The sequence below is a fragment of the Enterococcus saccharolyticus subsp. saccharolyticus genome (genome assembly GCF_029023825.1).
GTDB lineage: Bacteria > Bacillota > Bacilli > Lactobacillales > Enterococcaceae > Enterococcus_F > Enterococcus_F saccharolyticus.
In genome coordinates, this window is record NZ_CP118957.1 from 1,246,786 (window position 1) to 1,267,217 (window position 20,432).

Consider the following 20,432-nt stretch of genomic DNA (forward strand, 5'->3'; position numbering starts at 1 on the left):
TCGAGAGGGTGGACACTCTTTTTTATCATCGTTGGTCTTTTATTAGCAGGAACTATCCTTGGGTTGTTAAATGCGGTTGGTGGTTTCATGGTGTGGAAAGAAAAAAATTAAATGGACGGGAAAACGAGGATGGTTTTCTCGTTCATTTTATGTTACAACTAGAAGAGAAAATGGAGGGATAACAATGACATTTGAAGAAATTTTACCAAAATTAAAACAAGGCGAAAAGATTATTCGTGAAGGGTGGAGCGGTTTTGAATTATACGTGACTTGCGTTTCAGGAGAAGTATATGACGGCTGTCCAGTCACCCCGTATTTTTTAATTAAAACATCCGATGAAGGTTTTTCAAGCTTTGCACCAACAGTTTGCGATATTTTAGCAGAGGATTGGAAAGTAGTTGACGCATGAGTGAGTTTCAAGAAAAGGTAGTGTTCGTCACTGGCGCAGCGTCAGGGATTGGTCATGCGCAAGCAACTGCTTTTTTAGAAGCAGGAAGCTTTGTTTTTGGTGTGGATATTCAAACAGATTTCGGTGACTTATCTCGCCAAACGAATTTTTACCCATTTACAGGTGATTTAAGTCAACAAATGGTTTGTCAAGAAGCAGTAGCTACTTGTCAGCGACATTTTGGTTCTATTGATATTCTCTTGAATACAGCAGGCATTTTAGATGGGTATAAAACGGTTGAAGAAACAGATATCGACTTGTGGCAAAAAATATTTGCAACGAATGTGACCAGCATGTTCGTTTTGACAAAAGAAATTCTACCGCAGATGGTGCAACGAGCAACAGGAACCATTATTAATATGGCATCCGTTGCAAGCTTTGTAGGCGGTGGCGGTGGAATTGCATATACTTCGGCTAAACATGCGGTTGCTGGGTTTACCAAACAGTTAGCACTTGATTATGCTGAAAAAGGACTGCATATTAACGGTATTGCTCCAGGGGCGATTCAAACACCTATGAATGCTGCTGATTTTGAAGGCGATGGTGCGATGGCAAAATGGGTAGCAGATGAAACTCCTGTAAAAAGATGGGCGCAACCCGAAGAAGTAGCTGCAGTGACGTTATTTTTAGCGAGTGAGCATTCTCGTTACATGCAAGGAACGATTTTACCAGTTGATGGTGGTTGGTTACTAAAATAAAAAAATTCTTGCAAACGAATTATTTTTCATTATCATAAATAGTAGTGGTTTTCCACACTGCGACACTTCAATCCTTTGGTCGCAGTTATTACCAAGGCAGGTCCTTGTAAAGGAGAAAGAGACATGAATAAAGAAAAATCACGTTCAGTTACTCACTGGACAACACAGGAAACAACAAAAATGGCATTAGTGACGAGTTTATATGTTGTCGTAACGGTCGCATTGGCCGTCGTTAGTTTTGGTGCCGTACAAATTCGATTATCAGAGATGTTCAACTATTTAGCGTTGTATAACAAACGCTATATTTGGGCAATTACATTAGGCGTAGCAATCGCTAATTTCTCTTCACCGAATGGCTTGTTGGATGTTGTTGTTGGGAGTGTCTGCACGTTTTTAGTGTTGGTCGTTAATCATCAAGTAACCAAACGTATCCAGAATATGAAATACAAAATGGTCATTACAGCAATTGTCTTTTCATTGTCGATGTTCACAGTGGCAGGACAATTAACTTTTTTATATGGTTTACCTTTTTTCTATAATTGGCTAATCATCGGCTTAGGTGAGTTACTATCGATGACTGTTGGCGGGATTATTATTTATTTTATTGGACAAAAAGTGGATTTAACAAAATAAGGTAAAACGCGTATCTAGGATTGAAGATACGTGTTTTTTTAGTATAATGAGTAACAATACACAAAGGAGGTTGTTAGATGAAGATTCAAGTGGAACATATCGATGCGTTTAGTTCCTTACCAAATAAAGGAAATCCGGCAGGTGTTGTACACAATGGTGATCATTATACTACTGAACAAATGCAGCAGCTTGCGTCTAAGGTGGGATTTAATGAAACGGCATTTGTTTGTCAGTCTAATCATGCTGATTTCCAGTTGCGCTATTTCACACCCGGTCATGAAATGAATTTGTGTGGACATGGCACAATCGGAGCAGTCTATAGTTTGTTTCGTCATCAATTACTTCCATCAAATGAATTTACAATCGAAACAAAAGCCGGAATTTTACCAATTCATATCTTTTTTGAAGCAGAGCGATTGGTTGTGACTATGCAACAAGCAACGCCGCAATTTCGTCCATTTAATGGATTTGTTGCTCAGTTGGCAAGTGCCCTAGGTTTAGCTGAAACGGAAATTGACACTCGTTATCCCATTGTTTACGGAAATACCGGCGTTTGGACATTACTAGTTCCCATTAAAGAATTAGCCAGTTTTCAAAAAATGATACCGGTAAATGCGCTATTTCCAGAAGTATTAAGAGAAATCCCTACAACATCTATTCATCCGTTCTGTTTTGAAACAGTTTATCCAGAAAATGCGATGCATGCACGTCATTTTTCCTCTCCCTATTCAGGAACAATTGAAGATCCGGTGACAGGAACAGCATCGGGTGTCATGGGGGCATATTATCAAACGTTTGTTGAGCAACACCCATTACCACATACTGTTTATATCGAACAAGGGTTAGAAATAGGCAAAGATGGGCAAGTAGGAGTTCATCTTGCTGGTGAGGATGAATTGACCGTTGCAATTTCAGGGACAGCTGTCTATGTAGATACATTCGCGATTGAGCTGGAAGGAGAAAATTAAATGAAACAATATATTGTCGATGCATTTACAAAAGAAGTATTTAAGGGAAACCCGGCAGCTATTTGTCTGTTGGATACGTGGTTACCAGATGAGACCTTGCAAGCAATCGCGTTAGAAAACAACTTGTCAGAAACTGCTTTTTTGGTAAAAGCAGATGAAGGGTATCAGTTACGTTGGTTTTCTTTAGGCGGAGAAATTGATTTATGTGGACATGCCACCATGGCAGCTGCATATGTATTGGTCAATTTTTATGAAAGCTCCGATGAATTAATTTTTCATACGATGAGTGGGAAACTTACCGTCACCCATCAAGCAGGACGCTTTGAAATTAGCTTTCCATCGTTTGCTTTACAAGAGGTACCCATTACAGAGGAGATGGTTGCGGCCATTGGTTGTCGTCCGGTGACTGCTTATCTAGGGCGAGATTTGTTATGTGTGCTTGATTCTGCCCAAGCGGTGGTTGCTGTCGTTCCAAATCAAGAGAAGATCGAAAAATTAGCAGGTTTATTGTTACATGTTACTGCTAAAGACAATCAGTATACTTGTGTTTCCCGTACCTTTGCACCTAAATTAAACATCGCCGAAGATCCAGTCTGTGGCAGTGGTCATTGTCATATAGTTCCGTATTGGGCGCAAGAATTACAAACCAATGAAATTACGGCGTATCAAGCTTCAACACGTGGTGGTATTTTATACGGCACTTATGCTGGTGAGCGCACGAAATTAGCTGGTTATGCGACGCTATTTGCGATAGCTGAGATTTTTATTTAGGAGGGGAGAGAAAACGATGAAAAACATGTTACATTGTTCCTACCATATTGCTGTCCCTACGGCCTTTTTTCAAAATGAAGAATTGAATATTCCAGCAACGATGCAACATATTCTTTATTTGCAAAAACAAGGCGTCTCATCAGTCTTAGTTTGTGGTTCAACCGGTGAACAGCATAGTCTCACGCTGGAGGAAAAACTACAATTAATCGAAGCAATTGAACACATGGACTTACTAGAAGATTTTGAAATTCTTTTTGGCGTTGCAAGTATTCGTCAAAAAGAGGCTCTTTTATTAGCCCAAGCCGTCAATCGTACAACTAAAATTGCAGGTGCTTTGGTCGGTTTTCCGCCATATATTCTACCTAGTCAACAAGAAGCGAAAAAATATATGTATGCATTAGCTAGTATTATTGCAAAACCGATTATTTTATACAACAATCCCAAGCGAACAGGATTTGATTTAGCGATTGATTCCGTCAACGAGCTTATCCAAATTCCACAGGTCATTGGATTAAAAGAAGCTGGAGATTACCATCGCATCGCACAAGTTATCTTGTCCGAAACCCCGTTTGATTTCTATGCAGGTGGGGAGATAAATTTGCCAGAGAAAGTTGCAGCAGGTTTTACTAGATTGTCTTCGATTGGTGGCAATCTTTACCCAAAAGAAATCGAAGAATGGTTTCAAACCCTGTTACATGGAGAAAAGCAAGAATTTCTTCAACAATCGGCACTAGATGACGTGTTACATGGGAATGTACTACCGGCACTGAAAAAAGCAATTAGCGAGAAAGAACAAATTGCCATGGGTGTGACTCGTGCGCCATTGGGAAATGAATAGCGGTAAAAAAACAATCCGAATGCTGATAAAAAGCGTTCGGATTGTTTTTTTATAGTTGATAAATACTGTCAGTAGTTACTAACCAACGCAAACCATAAGTCAAAGCGGTTTGAAAATCATCGACAAACAATAATTGCGGTTGATTGATTTGTTTGTCTAAAATCACGGATTGTTCGACTGCTTGTTGAATGGTTGTTTCTGTGACAGAATCAGCAGAAATAACAAATCGGTCGGGGGCGATGACGGCATTATAAATTGCTAAAATTTCTAATAAATTAGTTGTGAGTTCCTTAGGGGTTTCAGGTGTCGGTGAATCAATCAAATGGGGCAAGAATTTTGCTTCTCCTGCTAAGTTATGTCCACCTTCAATCAGGCTTCCATTGGCATAAATGGTAATACCAGGCATACTGTTTTCTGGATAAAAAATACCCACAATCGTTTCTGTTTTGCTAAGTTTTTGTTGGATGCTAGTACCCACTGTTAGGAGGTGGGTATCATTTTGAATCAGAAGCGGAATTGTAGACTGTTTGGCCCAAGCTTTCTCAAATTCCCACTGATCAAATAGACTTTCCCAACTGGATAACACTACACCGTGATAAATTTTCCCTGGAAAAGACAAGCCAATTTTAGTGAAAGCAATATCTAATTGAACAAAATGATTTAAGGTATCAAGAAAGAAGTCTAAAGAAATCTCTGTGAAATCAATATTTTTTTCATATTTGATTTCCCCTGCTAAATTAACAATTTTACCAACAATTTCTAAGGTTCGATGAATTGCTGCTTTTTTCTCTTGAATACTAAGCAATAAAAAATGTTGTTGATCATAATTAAAGTGATAGCAAATTGCCGGACGTCCTAAAGGTGGTTGCACCAAATCTCCTTCAAGAATAATTTTTTTCTCCACTAACTCTTTGACTAATGTATTAATAGTCACCACGCTAATCCCGGTCTCTTTGGCCATTTCAGCTTTTAATGCTGTCCCTTTAGTAAAAAGGAAAGATTTAAGTACAGCTAAATTTTTATCTCTAATTAGATTTTTGTTTTTTGACATGGGGAACCTCCGATTTAATTAAATCTATTAATTAATAATAGGTTCAATATAATATACATTGTCTAAAAAGTAAAACGTTGACAGAAAGGTTATTGACAAGTAACTCTATAATTAATATACTTAATTAATAAGATTAATAAAATAAGAAAAGAGGAGACAAATGATTAAATTAGTAATTACCGATTTAGATGGTACCTTTTTAAATAGTGCAGGGGATTTTGACAAAGAGTATTATAAACGCGTTCGGCAAGAAATGGTTGCACAAGGTGTTTATTTTGCGGCGTGTACTGGAAAACAATGCGAACGAGTAGAAGAACTATTTGGTGAAGAAACCAAAGATATTTGGATTTTAGGAGACAGTGCGACAAGAATTAAACATGAAGGAAACTATGTGTACGAATCTCTTTTACCAAATCAAATAGGACGTAACATCATTGAAAAATTGGATGCTATTGCGTCGGATCATGTCATTATTGCATGTACACCAACTGCAGCGTTTATCAAAACGACTGTACCAGCAGAGGAAGCCAAGAAAGTCCGTGGTTCTTACGCTGTCGTAAAAACATTGGATCATTTAGAAGAGATTGAAGAAGATTTTGTTAAAATTACTATTTATGATCCCAAATTGCGTTGTTTTGAAAGCGTATTAGAATTAGCTGATTTCAAAGATGAGGCATATATTGTTGCTTCGGAAGCTGCTTGGATTGATATTTCCAATTATGGTGTTCATAAAGGAACAACGGTTAAAGAATTGCAACAGCTCTTAAACGTTACCAAAGAGGAGACAATGGCTTTTGGCGATGGTTTAAATGATATTGAGTTAATGGAATCGGCAACCTATAGTTTTGCGATGCGTAACGCGTTTGAAGAAACGAAAAAAGCAGCAGCCTTTGTGACACATTCTAATGATGACAATGGTGTCTTAGCAACCATCGAAAAAATATTAGCATTACAAACCAAATGAGTGTAAGAAGTACCTAGAAGATAGGTGCTTCTTTCTTTTTTATAGTTGCAAATGCAACTGTTTATGGTAAAATAAACACGACTTCATTGGAACATGTTTATTTTTTGTAATAATTGATTGAGATGTTGTTTCTCATCGATAGTTAGTTTTTGTAGTGCTTGTTGAATATACTGACTTTCGAGTGTGAGCAGTGTTTGATAAATCTCGTAGGCTTTAGGTGTAGGGAAAAGTTGATTGAATTTTTTATTGGTTGGATTCGTTTTTTTGATTACGTAATCGTCATTTTCCAATTTTTTTAACGCGCGACTAAGCGTGGTTTTGTCGATTTTTACTAATTGTGCTAATTCTGACTGAGAAATGCCTTCGTTTTCAACAATTCGAATGACATACAAAAATAGATTATTATCTAATTGATAGTCAGCAGCAAATTGGTTCATATCAGTTGTCGCTTGGCGAGAAATGGAACCAATCAAGCGAAATAGTGCGGTATCATTCATAAGAAAACTCCTTTGCTTTCGTTGCACACTATTTTACATGATTCATTAGAAAAGAGGAACTACTATGTGGAAAGTAAAATTATTAGAAGAATTATCTAGTCGAGAATTATTAGGGGTCCTACGCTTAAGAATCGATACATTCGTGGTAGAACAAACACGTATTTATCATGAGGTAGATGACTATGACGAAGTGGCATATCATATTTTTTATCAAACAGAACATGGTGTAGAAGCTTATGCACGTGTATTTCAGCTAGATGATCATGTCACGTTTGGCAGAGTTGTGATTAAAGAATCGTTACGTGGTACCGGACAAGGAAAGGCGTTAATGAATCATATTTTAGCGACATGTCACAATCATTTTCCAAACCAGCCAATTATCATAGAATCACAAGAACAGGTTGTGCCATTTTATGAAAAATTTGGTTTTGAAACAATCGGAGCAGCGTTTATTTTTGAAGGAACCCCTCATGTCGAAATGAAATTAGAATAATATGCTATAATTATTTTATAAAGGAACTGTGATAGGATGGAGGAGAAGGGGATGAAGAAACAAGAGCACAAGCCAAGTCCGATTTTTGATGTAGGTGCAAATCTTAATCGCTTTATGATTGGTTTTTTAGTTGTCGGATATATTCTGTATGTAACATTCTTTACTTAAAAAAAGGGGGAGAGTGGCAATGGAAGAATCTGTTTTTTTCAATAAAGGAAATGCGATTTCTTCAACTGTTGATTTAAAGAATCTATATGAAACTGCGCAAATTGAGAAGTATCGTGGGCTGAATGAAAAATTGGTTATTGTACAAAAGAAGAATGGGGCAGAATACATGCTATTCAATCAAACAGACTTCGATCAATTAACAGATCGTGAGGAGTACCAAATTGTTGAACATATTTAATCGCATGACTTAAAAGGGATGGATTGACAAGCGTCGTTCATTCCTTTTTATTTGGTTTAAAAACTAGTATTTCTATAAAAAGGGTGCTATGATAAACCTAGAACTATTATTGCATTCGCGATAAGTAAAAAGAGGAGGCGCTCCAACTATGACTATCAACACTTACGTATATCCACACCCAATTAATGTTTTTGTCATCCGCGATTTAGGAGTTTCTTTAGACCGTTTATGTGAACTGTATGGATTTAAACAATCAACTGTTGCATCGTGGATTCATCGCGACCGTCGGATTGAATCATTGCCTGTTTCATTTATTCATTCCTTATCCTTAGCATCTAGCCGGAGTATGAATACCGTGTATAGTCGATTGTTAGCCTTACAAGACGAATACGATAAACAATTAGAGAAGAACAAAAAGAAAGAAAAAGAACGCCTAGAAGACGTTGCAGAAGCAATCCCTTTAAAAGAAACATTAGACTAATCAATAGTCCTCCATTTTCGTAACGATGGAGGACTATTTTTTATAATCGATTTTCCCACTATTATTGCATTTTAAATAATTAATAAAAAAACTGCCCGCCATATTAGATAAAATTTTCAAGAAAACATTTCCTAGCAATATCTTTCCTTTATGAACAAACGATAAAAAAGGCTCAGACATTGATAATCCAAGCCTTATTTTTAAATATATAGTTGTGAATCTTTAAAAATAGAACTTTTTTTCTGTTGCAAGGAGACAATTGTTTGGGCTATTTGGGCAATACCATAATCAATGTCTGTTAATTGTGTTCTTGAAATACTCAAGCGAATCATATTTTTATTCGAGATATGAGGCAAAAACATGCGAGAAATATCATCCACCAGAATATTTTTCAATTTTAAAGTGGCTGTTAACTCTTGAGAATGAACATTTTCAGGTAGTTGCAATGAAAAATAAAAACCAGTATTAGGAATCGAATAGGTAACATTTGCTGGTAAATATTTTTGGCAGCTTTTTTTCGCTTGGTGCATTTTTAAAGCATAAATATCTTTCAAGGACTTTAAATGTTTTTCAAACATGCCATTTTCAATAAAGGTTGCGAGTATTTCTTGTGAAAACAGCGGCGTCGAAAAGTCTCGACAAAATTTATATTCTAAAAAGGTAGGCATGAGTGATTGTGGTAAAACAGTGACGGCTAAGCGTAATCCCGGTAAAAAAATTTTAGAAAAACTTTTTAAATAAATCACTCTTCCAGTAGGATTATAAGAAAACATCGGATCAGCTTTAGCGTTTTGTTCTAAATCGCCCAAATAATCATCTTCTACGATATATACATCATATTTATCCGCTAAAGCAACAATGGCCTGCTTGAGTTCATTCGTATAGGAATGGCCTAAAGGATTGTGAAAACGAGGGATGATATAAAATAATTTAATCTCATTATTTTTAAAAATATACTCTAAACGATTCAAATCAATTTGCTCATCTGCAATGGTGATTCCTAAGATATCTTTACCAGAGATTTTAGCAGAATTTAACGCACCAAAATACGTGGGTTGTTCCACTAAAATTTTCTCTCTTTTATTTGGAAAGGGCATATTCATTAAAATATCAATTGCTTGTTGTGAGCCCGTTGTGATGACCAAACGTTCCGGACTCGTAAATACTTGATTATCTTGAAGATAGGGGATTAATTGTTCTTTTAAGCGTTCTAAACCAGATTGATTGCCGTACGATAGAAAATAATCTGGTGATTTACTAAGCACTTGTTCGGCGCAATGATGCAAATTGGTCATTTGCACGGTGGCATTATCGGGTTCTGCTGATAAAAAATCAATCATACAATCAGTTGGTGTTGCTGCTGCAGAAGATGTCGCAACAAAAAATCCTTGCTTAGGTACAGAGTAAATGAGATGTTGCTTTTCTAATTCGGATAATGCTTTGATAATCGTGTTTTTACTACAATTGAATTCATTGGATAGTTGACGGATGGAAGAAATTTTATCGCCAGATGACCATGTCCTTGTTCCGATTTTATTTGCTAAAATGCCTTCAATTTCCTTGTATAACATAAGAATTAACTCCTTCTGTATGGGTACAGATGACCAAAAAAGTCATTTACAATTACACAAATTATAGCTATTATGTGCCTATCTGTACAGATACAATCGAGAAAAGAGGGATACAATGGAAGTCAAACAGTTGGAGTTAACACTATTACGCATCATCGAAAACAACCCACATATTCATTTAGACATGCTTACCAAAATTACTAATGAACCTAAAGAAGTTATTCAGCAAGCTTTAGACGCCTTAATCGCTAATAAAATTTTATTTCAACAGAATTTTGTCATCAATTGGGCAGCAATTTCCAATGAAAAACGAATCTTGGCTAGAATTGATTTAAAAACAATTCCTAAAGCGACGTTTGGTTTTGATGAATTAGCAGAAGAAATTAGCCATTTTGAACAAGTCCAGTCCGTTTATTTGATTTCAGGTGTGTATGATTTATCTGTCATGGTCCAAACGTCGTCTATGGATGACATTTCTCATCTTGTTTCTCGTTTTGCAAGTTTAGCATCTGTCCAAGAAACAGCGACAAATTTTATTATGAAACGTTACAAGCATGAGCAAACATTGTTTATCGATGAAGAAAATGATTCACGAATGAAGGTGAGTTTATGAATGAAAAGTTATCACATACGGCTATGGCAATCGAGCCTTCAGGTATTCGTCGCTTTTTCTCACTTGCAAATGAAATGGACGATGTGATTTCATTAGGCGTTGGTGAGCCAGATTTTAAAACAGCTCAAAATGTACGTGATGAAGCAATTGCTAAATTACAAGAAGGACGAACAGCATACACCCCTAATGCTGGTTTAGAAGAATTACGAGAATTGATTGCTGCACGTATCTATCAGAAATCAGCCGTTCGTTATCACCCAGCTAATGAAATCATTGTGACAAGTGGTTCAAGCCAAGCGTTAGATATGACACTTCGCAGTATTATTAATCCAAACGATGAAATCTTAATGATTGAGCCCACCTATGTAGCGTATAAACCATTGATTGAATTAGCAGGAGGTGTGCCTGTTGTCGTTCCAGCTAATCCATTAACGTTAAGAATTGATATTCCCGCCATTGAGAAACAAGTGACAGACAAAACGAAAGCAATTTTACTTTGTTCTCCTAATAATCCAACAGGAATCACGCTAAACCAAGAAGAATTAGAGGCGTTGGCAAATATTCTGGAAAAATACGATTTATTGGCTGTGTTAGATGAAATTTATTCTGATTTGATTTATGATCGTGATTTTACATCGCTATCACAACTACAGCATATGAAACAACGATGTTTAGTCATTTCAGGATTTTCAAAAGGTTTCTCTATGACAGGATGGCGTTTAGGATATATTTGCGCACCACAGGAAATTAGTGAGGTCCTATTGAAAATTCAACAATATACCATGATGAGTGCACCTACCATCGCTCAATATGCGGCTATTGAAGCATTAAAATCATCGCAAGATTACGTTATCTATATGAAAGAGAAATACAAACAACGACGTGATTATTTAGTGAAATCACTCAACGAATTAGGTTTAACTTGTGCACTCCCAGAAGGCGCATTCTATGCCTTCCCATCGATTCAGGAAACGGGAATGACCTCAGAAATATTCTGCGAAGAGCTACTCATTCACAATCGCTTAGCTGTTATCCCAGGAAATGTCTTTGGCCAAAGTGGGGAAGGGCATATACGCTGTTCATTTGCCTATTCATTGACCGATTTAGAAAAAGCGCTGGTTCGTTTAGAAAAATTTTTAAAGGAGAGAGTCACATGAGAATCAATGTCTTACAACATACACCGAATGAAGGACCCGGAACAATCAAACGTTGGGCGCAACAAAATCATCATGACTTATATATCTACCATCCTTACCAATTTGGCGTACTACCTACTGCTGAAGAAACTGATTTTTTAGTTGTTTTAGGTGGTCCAATGAGCCCTAATGATTCTTTTGCATGGATTATGAAAGAGCGGCAATTAATTCAAACATTAATGGAACAAGGAAAACCCATTTTTGGCACCTGCTATGGGGCACAACAGATAGCTAAAACACTCGGTTATGCGGTTACAAAAGCACCGTACAAAGAAGTTGGTTGGGCACCAGTGTATCTTCAATCAACAGTTATTCCAGGGGTTCCACCCCAATTAATGGCATTACATTGGCACGAAGAAATGTTTGAAATTCCTCGCGAAGCCGAACGACTATTCAGTAGTGACCTTGTAAAAAATCAAGGATTTATTTTGAATGGAAATATCCTAGGTCTACAATTCCATTTTGAGCCTGAAGCTGAAGATATTCGAGAAATTGTTATTAATGATGCTGAATATGCACGTCATCATAATGCCTTGCAACAATCTCCTGAAGAAATTCTACAAATGGCGATTCCTCCTGAGAATAGAAACGTTATGTTTCATTTATTAGATTTCATTACGAAATAACCAAAGAGAAATAGGAAAGGCAATATACAGCTTTTCTTGCTTTCCTTTAAAAAGAAGAGCCGCCTAAAACAGAATAATTGGTTGAATTAGTATATAATAAAAGAAATAAAAGTTATTTCTAAGGCCTACTGATTCTGATTTTTGGTATACTGAAACCTCGGTTTTATATACTACCAAAAACATTACATTTCTCAAATTTTCAACTTTTTTCAGTGAATTTTTTGTATGATAAGAACACTCACATTTAGGGAGGAATAATCATGCACAAAGATCGACAGCAAGACCTCAAAAAAGCCGAAACGGGTGCTATTCTTAGCATCGTTGCTTATATTTTTGTCACTGTCCTAAAACTAGTTGTCGGTAATCTCGCCAATTCCAAAGCGCTCATCGCAGATGGTTTAAATAACTTTACGGATATCATCGCTTCACTTGTTGTTTTGATTGGATTACGAATTGCTCGCAAACCAGCAGATAAAGACCATACCTATGGCCATTGGAAAGCCGAAAATGTAGCTAGTTTGATTACATCATTTATTATGTTATTGATTGGTTTAGAAGTATTATATTCTTCGATTCAAGCCATGTTAAACCATGATATACAGAGTCCTGACAGTAGTGCCGCCATTGTCGGCGTAATTTCTGCAGTTATCATGTACGGCGTTTATTTTTATAATAAAAAGTTATCTGAAAAAGTCCGAAGTTCCGCTTTATTAGCTGCTGCGAAAGATAATCGTAGCGATGCTTGGACGAGTATCGGGACATCCGTAGCCATTTTTGCTGCGTCTTTTAATTTAGGGTGGTTGGATAATCTAACAGCTGTTGTTGTTGGCGGGCTAATCCTTAAAACGGCAATTGATATTTTTAGAGAAAGTGCCTTTTCTCTATCTGATGGTTTTGAAGAAGAATTACTTGCGGCGTATTCCGCAGCAGTCAAAAAAATCGCTGGTGTCGATGAGTTAGTTTCTATTCGTGGTCGCTATTATGGCGCCAATATATTTTTAGATATCGTGATTAAAGTAAATCGTCATTTAACGGTTGAAAAAAGTCATGCTATCGCCGATGAAATTGAAACAATCTTATACGAAGAGTTTCATGTATTTGATGTAGATATTCATATTGAACCATTCGAACAGCTTAGTTGAAAAACTAACTGTTTTTTTACATATAAGATACGGAAGTGTAAAATGGACAATCTAACTATATTTCATGACAAATTAAACCAATATCCTGTTATTTTTAGTTTACCTCATAGTGGGACGACAATTCCTGATAGGATGAAGCAATTATTACAACCCAATATATTTCTTCCTAATACAGATTGGTTTTTAAGAGAATTTTATGATTTTTTATCGGAATTAGGGTTTACCGTTATCCAAAATAACATGAATCACTATGTTGCTGATCCTAATCGAGAAGATATCGCATTTGAACACTCCGGAACTTATCAAACCAATGTTGTCTATCAATCAAACATATTTGGTACACCGATATATGCCCAACCACTAACTGAAATAGAGATACAAGAGCGTCTAACTATGGCATATTATCCTTATCACCGTCAGCTTGAAAAATTAATCGCTAAAAAATTCGAAACATTTAAACATATTTACCTGATTGATTTGCATAGCTTTGCGACATATATTGCTGATTTTGTGATAGGGAATCAACAGGATCAAACGTCTTCTAAAGAAGAACGAATGTGGTTAACAACACAACTTGAAGCATTGGGTTTTACTGTGTCGGATAACGTTCCATTCAAAAGTGGCTATATTACCACACATTATGGAAAACACCCCGATATTTCCACATTACAATTAGACATTCGCTACAATAAATATATTGATACTCGTGAGTTCGGTGAAGAAGAGCTCCGACAATTTAACCCAGTTCTTTTTACTGAAAGCCAAAACAAAATGAAATACCTTGCACAACAATTATTAAAGGAGTTGAGTTGATTGCTATTAACTGTCTTACCAGAAGAGTTTTCTGTTATTCAAATAGGATATTTCTCGGACATTGATTTATCAATTTCGCCACTTTTTATTGGGAAAACAGAAGAGGAAATTTCTGTTGTATTACCTACAAAAGACCTTACTGCAGCTACATTAAATCGTGAAGATCATTGGAAAGTGTTTAAAATCGAGGGCGTTTTAGATTTTAGTTTAGTAGGGATTCTGGCTAAATTAGCAACAATTTTAGCCGAGTGTTCAATTAGTATTTTCGCAGTTTCAACATTTAATACAGATTATATTTTGGTTAAAACAGCTGATTTTGAAAAAGCCAAACAAGTATTGATACAACATGACTACCAAATAACAGAGGAAGTAGGTAAATAATGGGAAGCTCACAAATTGTTTTAAGACAATCGCTGAATGAACAAGTTTATCAAGACATTTATGGTTTAGAAATGATTTGTCGTCAATATGAAAAGGGGACGTACAAATTGGAACTAGATTATAAATTAAAGAATAGCCACGCTCATACCGACGACAATTTAAACGAATTTCTATATTACGTAGACCACGAATTGATTGGTTATATTGGCATTTGTGACTTTGATGCAGAAGTTTTAGAAGTTACTGGTATGGTTCACCCAGATTTTCGAAATCAAGGAATTTTTTCCAAATTATATGATCTTGTGCAAGAGGAATTTAATAAACGGCCAGCCCAAGAAATGCTATTATTCTGTCACAAGGATTTGCAAGCTGGACTTCATTTTATCGAACAAAAGGCGAGGTATCATCATGCAGAATATGATATGTATTTAGATATTTCAGTATTTACGCCTACGATGAAATATCGTTTGAAACTGGAAGAAATTGATTCAAAAGAACATCTTTTCATTGGAAAAGTAGATAATACAGCGATTGGACAAGTTCGCTTAGAATTAGGTACTGAGGTTGGTGGGATTTATGGCTTAGAAATCTTTCCTGATTGCCGTAGACAAGGATATGGTCGAGAACTACTAACACAGGCAATTGAAAAATTAGTGGCACATGGTATGCAAAAAGTGTTTCTACAAGTAGATACCATGAATGAACAGGCACTAAAACTTTATCAATCTTGTGGCTTTGTAGAAGGCGATGTAATGCTGTATTATTCAATATCTAAAAATTGATCATCTATCAAATTGATGCTAATAAAATGGAGATTATCTTACTAATATTTCCCAATATATCTATAGGTATATCTTTATGATAGTTCATCCAATAAAATATGTTACAATATAACGAACAGTAAAGTTTGTGACGGTGGCTATCTTTTGAAAGGTGGTGGTGCTTATGTATGTAAGTACTAAAATCTGTGGAAGGAGAAGCCTTTTGTCTGTAGCTGAAGCATTAGGGCTAATGATTAGTTTCGGTTCTTTAATCGCAACAATAATCTTTGGCATCCTAACAGCAGTGAAAAATGACAAAAAAAAATAACCGTCAGCTTTAGCCAGAGGACGATTATTTTCTAAAAAATAAGAACACTCGGTCACCGTCTTAAACGGTGCTGTTAGAGGAGTTGTTTGCGCAGCTCCTCTTTTACATATACAGTATAACAAAAAGAGAGGCAATACGCAAAATATGTGAGATAAAAGGAGGGAATCATGAAAAAAATTATTACTATTCAACATACAGAATCTGTTCATCATAATAATGGAATGATCGGTTCTTTAACCGACTGGGAATTGTCAGAAAGAGGGCATCAGCAAGCACAACGTCTTGCGAATCGATTAGCCCAAACAATCAATTCTGAAAAATGGAAAATCTATACTTCTGATCTTAAACGAGCATACCAAACAGCAGAATATTTAGCAAAAGAGTTAGATCTATCTCTACAATTACAACCTGAATTACGCGAAAGAGATTTAGGAGAAGCCGTGGGTAAATCCGTTGAATGGTTTAAAGAACGACTAACTCCTGAAAAGACGGTTTATGATCGTTTAATTTCCACAGCAGAATCTCGTAGCGATAAATGGAAACGATTAACACCTCTAGTGAAAGCAATTAATGAATCTCATGAAAATAATATTGTTTTAGTTTCTCATGGGGATTGTTTAAGTATTTTTTATGCCATATGGTTAGGATTATCCGTTGAAGATTTAACTAAAATAAATTTATATGGGGAACCTGGTGGCGTGTCGTTTTTATATGATGACGGACAAAAGAAAAGTATTCGTAGATTAAGTGATATGTCTTTTGTTATGGATTAGCTACAGATAAAATAATAGAATAAATCTACTACTTTTAATGATTTTTTTCTTAAACATACGTGTCAAAGACTTGGTACAATATTTGAAACATGTTATAATGAGTATGCGAAACATGATAAATTGTTGCAAGGCAACACAAAACCCCAGCCTACTGGCATAGGTTGGGGTTTTTTATGCACTCGTTGCGATTCCGAGCGTGTGGGTAGCAAGCAACTTGCTTTTTAGTTGTCATCTTTCTCATCACTAGTTCAATGACTAAGCCCACAAAAAGTGGTGCAACAACTAACATGATAAATTGTTCAAACAAGACAACACCCCCTTTTAGGGCAAGTTGCCATTAATGAGTATAGCACACTCATTAATAAAGAAGTTTACTTTTTAATAAAAATCTTTGTATTGTTTTGGGGGATAACCAAATTGCTTTTTAAATTCTTTGATAAAATGGCTTGTTTGGTTAAATCCTACATTTAGTGCTATTTCAGAAATAGGAGAGGTAGCCATTAACAACAAATCTAAGCTACGTTTGATTCTATAGTTTATTAAGTATTTGTAAGGAGTTGTATGGGTAAATTTTTTGAATGTACGTGTGCATTCTGAACTACTGATACTCGCACTTTGGGCAATATCAGCTAACGAAATACTTTCAGCATAATTTTCGTGAATAAAACGCAGCATCGTTTGAATTCTTTCGAAATGTAAATAAGATTTTTGAGAAATTCCTTTTTTAGTAATAAATTCAAGCGATTGAATAATAGTTAGCCAAGTCTGAACGATCAATGTAGCAATTTGATATTGCCAAGCAACTTTTTGTTCGGATGTATCCAAATAAATTTTTTCAATCTCCCACAAATTTGTAAGTGCATTTTTTTGCCAAGTGACATTAGAAGTAAGAATTATATAAGGGAGGACTAATTGCTCAGTATATGGGTTTACATAATTTATTTCTAATCTACTATTGGAGAAAAAACCTAAAAATGATTGAGGAAAAGTTATACTATGGTAACTTGATCCTGTACCGATTGCAATCATTTGATGGATTACACCACTATTGATAAAAATGCCATCATTTTCTTGTAAGACGATTTCTTCTCCATTAATTTGAATACATACTTCTCCTGATTTAATGAGAGTAAATTGTAGTTCCTCATGCCAATGCAAATCGTTAAATCCGTGTCCTTCAGGGAAAGTTCCTGTAATATCTGTACGATAGATTTCAAAGGGAAAGTGTGGATCGTTATATTTATTCTTTTCGTGTTGTTTATTCATAAGAGCACCTTTTGACGATATTTTATTATAATTACGCAGATAATTTGCTATATTTCAGTTATTTCTGACGATATTATTATATCATTGAATAACCCAGAGAAAAACAATGATTAATTATTTTTGAATGATGCTTGCAATTAAAACATATCCCAAAAATGATTTTGAGATAATCTGACAATGTGTTGAGGCACTTGAGAATTTAGTTAAACTCTAAAGAAAAAGCAGATAATCGATTAAATAGTGAATTTAAACTTAAAATCCGATAGGGAGATAGCATCAAGAGAAAAATGTGATGAAAATTAAGTATGTTGTAAACTAAAATATTTTAGTTTACATAATATATATTATACAAAGTTACATTCAAAGTTTTAGCGGGCTAACAGCGTTTTAGTTATTGCTGTATAACCCCCTCTTGTAATGACATATATTTCTAAGAAACTATGCTATATAGCTTTGAAACGTTGATTTAACAGTTTTTAGTTGTCTAAAATGTTATTTTTTAATTCATGATTATACCAAAATTCAGTAAATGAACTGATATTTTCTTTTTTGTTAGATTCGTCAATTATAAAGTTACGCATGTCTTTTAATATTTCTTTGCCAATGTCACTTTGTTTAAATTCCTCAACAAGCATTTCATGATCTTCAGACATGCGAGATTTACCAAGAATCTTAAGATATTCAAAAAATGTTTCATCTTCACCAAGAGCTTTATAAACAGTCGCAAGGCTTGATACAACTTGAGCGTCAATCCATTCTTTTTTTCTGATAATTGTTGGAAACGGATGAATTGCGGTTAATTTAATGCGTTCAGCAGAACCAAGGAATTTATCCCACCAAGGACAATTTTTCCATTTAACAGACTGCTAAATTTTTACAATTTTAGCATACTAAGATAATTAAATAAATTGTGTTCAATATTACTTTATTAGATCAGTTATTGTAAGATAAATATATTATTTGTTTACATAACATATTGATTTACATAATTAGATTATGTGCTACTAAAACTTCGGAATATTAAAATCCTAAATGAAATCCTTCTAGAGAGTTGCCAATTTCGTCAGCATTAATACCGATATACATTTTCGTAACACGTTCGCTGCTGTGATTAAATAGTTCCATTAAAGTTGCAATATCTCTGGTTTTCTTATAGTAGTGATAACCAAAAGTTTTTCTAAGTGTATGTGTACCGATATCATCACGATCTAAAGTGTTTGCAACGTCTTGAAATATCTTGTAAACAGCATTAACAGTTAAATGTCCACCTTTTTTAGATGGGAATAAATAATCTTCGTCATTACGACCCTCGATGTATCTTCCGATTAATTCTTGCATATTATCTAGATAAAGAATTTTTCTTTTTCCGGTTTTTTGTTCAATGATAACTGGACGTACTGAATAACGAATTGTTTTTACTTGCAGCTTAACAATGTCTGACATTCGTAGCCCTGTGTTAATTCCTAGTAGGAAAAGAAATGAATCTCGCTCTGGGTTAGCAGTTCTTCTTAAACAAAATAAAAAATCATCAATTTCTATTTTTGTCCGCAATGGTTCTACATTATATGGCATGAAAATCCCTCCAAATCAACTATTCCCTATTTTAGTAATATATTAACACAATAATGAATTAAAATAAACGTTTTGTAGAATTCCTTTAAAATAAGGGATTCTTATTCATTAAAATGATACAAATAGTGAATAAGAATCCTTTCAAGTAAGTAAATACCATATTAAAATAACGTGTGTTAGAAACGTATTTTAAGGAATTTTCATTTCCCTATCTAAGTAGTTATGCTCTAAATGAGTTTAAAACACACAAATAAAAAAGCACATTACAGTCTCATCTGCTTGCGTACTTTTTATTTAAATTAATCCAACTTCAATTGCAACATATTCATCAAAATAGTTTTGCCCATCAAACAGTGCTTGTGGTTCCATTCCATAAACGACAAATCCTAAAGATTCATAAAATATTTTTGCACGTTTATTTTTTGAAACGACACTTAAATTTAATATGGTTATTTCATTAATCTTTTTCACTTATTCAATAAGAGTTTCCATTATTCGTGTAGCAATTTTTAATTGCCGAAATTCCGGTTTACAATACACCGCAACGATATTTCCTTTGTGCTTTGTTTTTTCTCCAACACTTTTTGTCCGCTCTCAAAAGCACCAATTGTAAATTGGGTATCTGTGTTGCGCAATCGTTTTACGAAGGTTTCTTGAGGTAACTTGACTTCCCTTATTTTCATCTCTTGTTTATTCATTGGGTAAAATGTCATAGATATCCAGCCGTGTTCGTTGGATTAACGGTCTGATAGATACTCTTCTATTTATATTTTTTCATCATAATCAAAGTTTCCAGAATCTAACTCTTGCAACAGTTCTCTTTTTAAGGTAACCGGAATTTCCCAGAATCCATCAACAAGTTTAAATAATTCTTGGTCATATTGTTCGAAAATGGGATACATTGCTAAAAAAGATTCAAAAGAAAGATTTTCTTCTTCGTAAAAATCTTTAATCCAACCATTCTCTAATGTATATGGTGTAGGCAAGCCATTTTCTGTGATAATTCCTTTTTCAACCATCGAACGATACATCTCTGCTTTGCTGATACCTTCGTTAGAATGATATGTCACACTTTGTTCAACGAGCGGCGGATAAACTATTTTCATTCCTCCTAAAATACAAATCGTAATAATTACGATTTA

The 20,432-nt window shown here is 35.1% G+C and carries 27 protein-coding genes and 1 pseudogene; 19 read left to right on the forward strand and 9 right to left on the reverse strand.

Annotation, left to right across the window (positions count from 1 at the left end):
- Positions 1-184 precede the first annotated feature (184 nt).
- From PYW32_RS06440 to PYW32_RS06465, 6 genes are all read left to right on the forward strand, one after another.
- Complete coding sequence (locus tag PYW32_RS06440) at positions 185-409, forward strand: DUF2829 domain-containing protein (RefSeq protein ID WP_016175142.1); 225 nt, start codon at positions 185-187, stop codon at positions 407-409.
- Positions 406-1,146, forward strand: coding sequence for a 3-oxoacyl-ACP reductase (locus PYW32_RS06445; protein WP_016175141.1), 741 nt, complete (start codon positions 406-408; stop codon positions 1,144-1,146). Before PYW32_RS06440 ends, PYW32_RS06445 begins: the two co-directional genes overlap by 4 nt.
- 123 nt (positions 1,147-1,269) lie before the next feature.
- The gene (locus PYW32_RS06450) at positions 1,270-1,779 is read left to right on the forward strand and encodes a QueT transporter family protein (RefSeq protein ID WP_016175140.1); all 510 of its coding nucleotides are present in this window, start codon (positions 1,270-1,272) and stop codon (positions 1,777-1,779) included.
- A 77-nt stretch (positions 1,780-1,856) separates the two neighbouring features.
- On the forward strand, positions 1,857-2,747 hold the full coding sequence (locus tag PYW32_RS06455; protein ID WP_016175139.1) for a PhzF family phenazine biosynthesis isomerase: 891 nt from the start codon (positions 1,857-1,859) through the stop codon (positions 2,745-2,747).
- Positions 2,748-3,518 carry a PhzF family phenazine biosynthesis protein gene (locus PYW32_RS06460; protein ID WP_016175138.1) on the forward strand — a complete coding sequence of 257 codons (771 nt, stop codon included), beginning with the start codon at positions 2,748-2,750 and terminating at the stop codon, positions 3,516-3,518.
- A 16-nt stretch (positions 3,519-3,534) separates the two neighbouring features.
- On the forward strand, positions 3,535-4,356 hold the full coding sequence (locus PYW32_RS06465) for a dihydrodipicolinate synthase family protein (RefSeq protein WP_016175137.1): 822 nt from the start codon (positions 3,535-3,537) through the stop codon (positions 4,354-4,356).
- 49 nt (positions 4,357-4,405) lie between these two features.
- On the opposite strand, the gene PYW32_RS06470 is transcribed toward PYW32_RS06465, so the two are convergent.
- Positions 4,406-5,407: an ROK family protein gene (locus PYW32_RS06470; protein ID WP_016175136.1), complete on the reverse strand. Its 1,002-nt coding sequence runs from the start codon at positions 5,405-5,407 to the stop codon at positions 4,406-4,408.
- A gap of 160 nt (positions 5,408-5,567) precedes the next feature.
- Here PYW32_RS06470 and PYW32_RS06475 point away from each other — a divergent pair, with 160 nt between their 5' ends.
- Positions 5,568-6,371 carry an HAD-IIB family hydrolase gene (locus PYW32_RS06475; protein WP_016175135.1) on the forward strand — a complete coding sequence of 268 codons (804 nt, stop codon included), beginning with the start codon at positions 5,568-5,570 and terminating at the stop codon, positions 6,369-6,371.
- An 83-nt stretch (positions 6,372-6,454) separates the two neighbouring features.
- On the opposite strand, the gene PYW32_RS06480 is transcribed toward PYW32_RS06475, so the two are convergent.
- On the reverse strand, positions 6,455-6,868 hold the full coding sequence (locus PYW32_RS06480; RefSeq protein ID WP_016175134.1) for a MarR family winged helix-turn-helix transcriptional regulator: 414 nt from the start codon (positions 6,866-6,868) through the stop codon (positions 6,455-6,457).
- 64 nt (positions 6,869-6,932) lie between these two features.
- Between PYW32_RS06480 and PYW32_RS06485 the strand changes: the two genes are divergently transcribed.
- The 3 genes from PYW32_RS06485 (at position 6,933) to PYW32_RS06495 (ending at position 8,248) form a co-directional block, all read left to right on the forward strand.
- Positions 6,933-7,361 (forward strand): GNAT family N-acetyltransferase, encoded by a 429-nt coding sequence (locus PYW32_RS06485; RefSeq protein WP_016175133.1) that lies wholly within the window; start codon positions 6,933-6,935, stop codon positions 7,359-7,361.
- 187 nt (positions 7,362-7,548) lie between these two features.
- Complete coding sequence (locus tag PYW32_RS06490) at positions 7,549-7,767, forward strand: hypothetical protein (protein ID WP_016175131.1); 219 nt, start codon at positions 7,549-7,551, stop codon at positions 7,765-7,767.
- A gap of 148 nt (positions 7,768-7,915) precedes the next feature.
- Complete coding sequence (locus PYW32_RS06495) at positions 7,916-8,248, forward strand: hypothetical protein (RefSeq protein ID WP_016175130.1); 333 nt, start codon at positions 7,916-7,918, stop codon at positions 8,246-8,248.
- Between the two features lie 200 nt (positions 8,249-8,448).
- Here PYW32_RS06495 and PYW32_RS06500 read toward each other — a convergent pair whose 3' ends face one another.
- Complete coding sequence (locus tag PYW32_RS06500) at positions 8,449-9,819, reverse strand: aminotransferase-like domain-containing protein (protein ID WP_016175128.1); 1,371 nt, start codon at positions 9,817-9,819, stop codon at positions 8,449-8,451.
- A 115-nt stretch (positions 9,820-9,934) separates the two neighbouring features.
- Here PYW32_RS06500 and PYW32_RS06505 point away from each other — a divergent pair, with 115 nt between their 5' ends.
- The 9 genes from PYW32_RS06505 to PYW32_RS06545 all read left to right on the forward strand — a co-directional run bounded on the left by PYW32_RS06505 (position 9,935) and on the right by PYW32_RS06545 (position 16,452).
- Entirely contained in the window at positions 9,935-10,432 is a 498-nt protein-coding gene (locus tag PYW32_RS06505) for an Lrp/AsnC family transcriptional regulator (RefSeq protein ID WP_016175127.1), read from the forward strand.
- Positions 10,429-11,589 carry an aminotransferase class I/II-fold pyridoxal phosphate-dependent enzyme gene (locus tag PYW32_RS06510; protein ID WP_016175126.1) on the forward strand — a complete coding sequence of 387 codons (1,161 nt, stop codon included), beginning with the start codon at positions 10,429-10,431 and terminating at the stop codon, positions 11,587-11,589. Before PYW32_RS06505 ends, PYW32_RS06510 begins: the two co-directional genes overlap by 4 nt.
- The gene (locus PYW32_RS06515; RefSeq protein WP_016175125.1) at positions 11,586-12,254 is read left to right on the forward strand and encodes a type 1 glutamine amidotransferase; all 669 of its coding nucleotides are present in this window, start codon (positions 11,586-11,588) and stop codon (positions 12,252-12,254) included. Before PYW32_RS06510 ends, PYW32_RS06515 begins: the two co-directional genes overlap by 4 nt.
- 260 nt (positions 12,255-12,514) lie before the next feature.
- A complete protein-coding gene (locus PYW32_RS06520) occupies positions 12,515-13,396 on the forward strand; it encodes a cation diffusion facilitator family transporter (RefSeq protein WP_016175124.1) in 882 nt (293 codons plus the stop codon).
- A gap of 42 nt (positions 13,397-13,438) precedes the next feature.
- On the forward strand, positions 13,439-14,209 hold the full coding sequence (locus PYW32_RS06525) for an N-formylglutamate amidohydrolase (RefSeq protein ID WP_016175123.1): 771 nt from the start codon (positions 13,439-13,441) through the stop codon (positions 14,207-14,209).
- Positions 14,210-14,590, forward strand: a complete 381-nt coding sequence (locus PYW32_RS06530) for an ACT domain-containing protein (RefSeq protein ID WP_016175122.1) — start codon at positions 14,210-14,212, stop codon at positions 14,588-14,590. It abuts the gene before it with no gap.
- The gene (locus PYW32_RS06535) at positions 14,590-15,372 is read left to right on the forward strand and encodes a GNAT family N-acetyltransferase (protein ID WP_016175121.1); all 783 of its coding nucleotides are present in this window, start codon (positions 14,590-14,592) and stop codon (positions 15,370-15,372) included. The genes PYW32_RS06530 and PYW32_RS06535 overlap by 1 nt, the downstream gene beginning before the upstream one ends.
- A 163-nt stretch (positions 15,373-15,535) precedes the next feature.
- Complete coding sequence (locus tag PYW32_RS06540; protein ID WP_016175120.1) at positions 15,536-15,679, forward strand: putative holin-like toxin; 144 nt, start codon at positions 15,536-15,538, stop codon at positions 15,677-15,679.
- 167 nt (positions 15,680-15,846) lie between these two features.
- Positions 15,847-16,452: a histidine phosphatase family protein gene (locus PYW32_RS06545; RefSeq protein ID WP_016175119.1), complete on the forward strand. Its 606-nt coding sequence runs from the start codon at positions 15,847-15,849 to the stop codon at positions 16,450-16,452.
- Between the two features lie 378 nt (positions 16,453-16,830).
- On the opposite strand, the gene PYW32_RS06550 is transcribed toward PYW32_RS06545, so the two are convergent.
- The 6 genes and pseudogenes from PYW32_RS06550 to PYW32_RS06570 form a co-directional block, all read right to left on the reverse strand.
- Positions 16,831-17,718 carry an AraC family transcriptional regulator gene (locus PYW32_RS06550; RefSeq protein ID WP_016175118.1) on the reverse strand — a complete coding sequence of 296 codons (888 nt, stop codon included), beginning with the start codon at positions 17,716-17,718 and terminating at the stop codon, positions 16,831-16,833.
- A 476-nt stretch (positions 17,719-18,194) separates the two neighbouring features.
- The gene (locus PYW32_RS06555; protein WP_245558535.1) at positions 18,195-18,371 is read right to left on the reverse strand and encodes a hypothetical protein; all 177 of its coding nucleotides are present in this window, start codon (positions 18,369-18,371) and stop codon (positions 18,195-18,197) included.
- 48 nt (positions 18,372-18,419) lie between these two features.
- Positions 18,420-18,563, reverse strand: a pseudogene (locus PYW32_RS13375) (replication initiation factor domain-containing protein); the annotation flags it as partial.
- A 175-nt stretch (positions 18,564-18,738) separates the two neighbouring features.
- Positions 18,739-19,290, reverse strand: coding sequence for a tyrosine-type recombinase/integrase (locus PYW32_RS06560; protein WP_016175117.1), 552 nt, complete (start codon positions 19,288-19,290; stop codon positions 18,739-18,741).
- A gap of 294 nt (positions 19,291-19,584) precedes the next feature.
- The gene (locus PYW32_RS06565) at positions 19,585-19,761 is read right to left on the reverse strand and encodes a GNAT family N-acetyltransferase (protein WP_154649298.1); all 177 of its coding nucleotides are present in this window, start codon (positions 19,759-19,761) and stop codon (positions 19,585-19,587) included.
- Between the two features lie 293 nt (positions 19,762-20,054).
- A complete protein-coding gene (locus PYW32_RS06570; RefSeq protein ID WP_016175116.1) occupies positions 20,055-20,396 on the reverse strand; it encodes a hypothetical protein in 342 nt (113 codons plus the stop codon).
- Positions 20,397-20,432 lie beyond the last annotated feature (36 nt).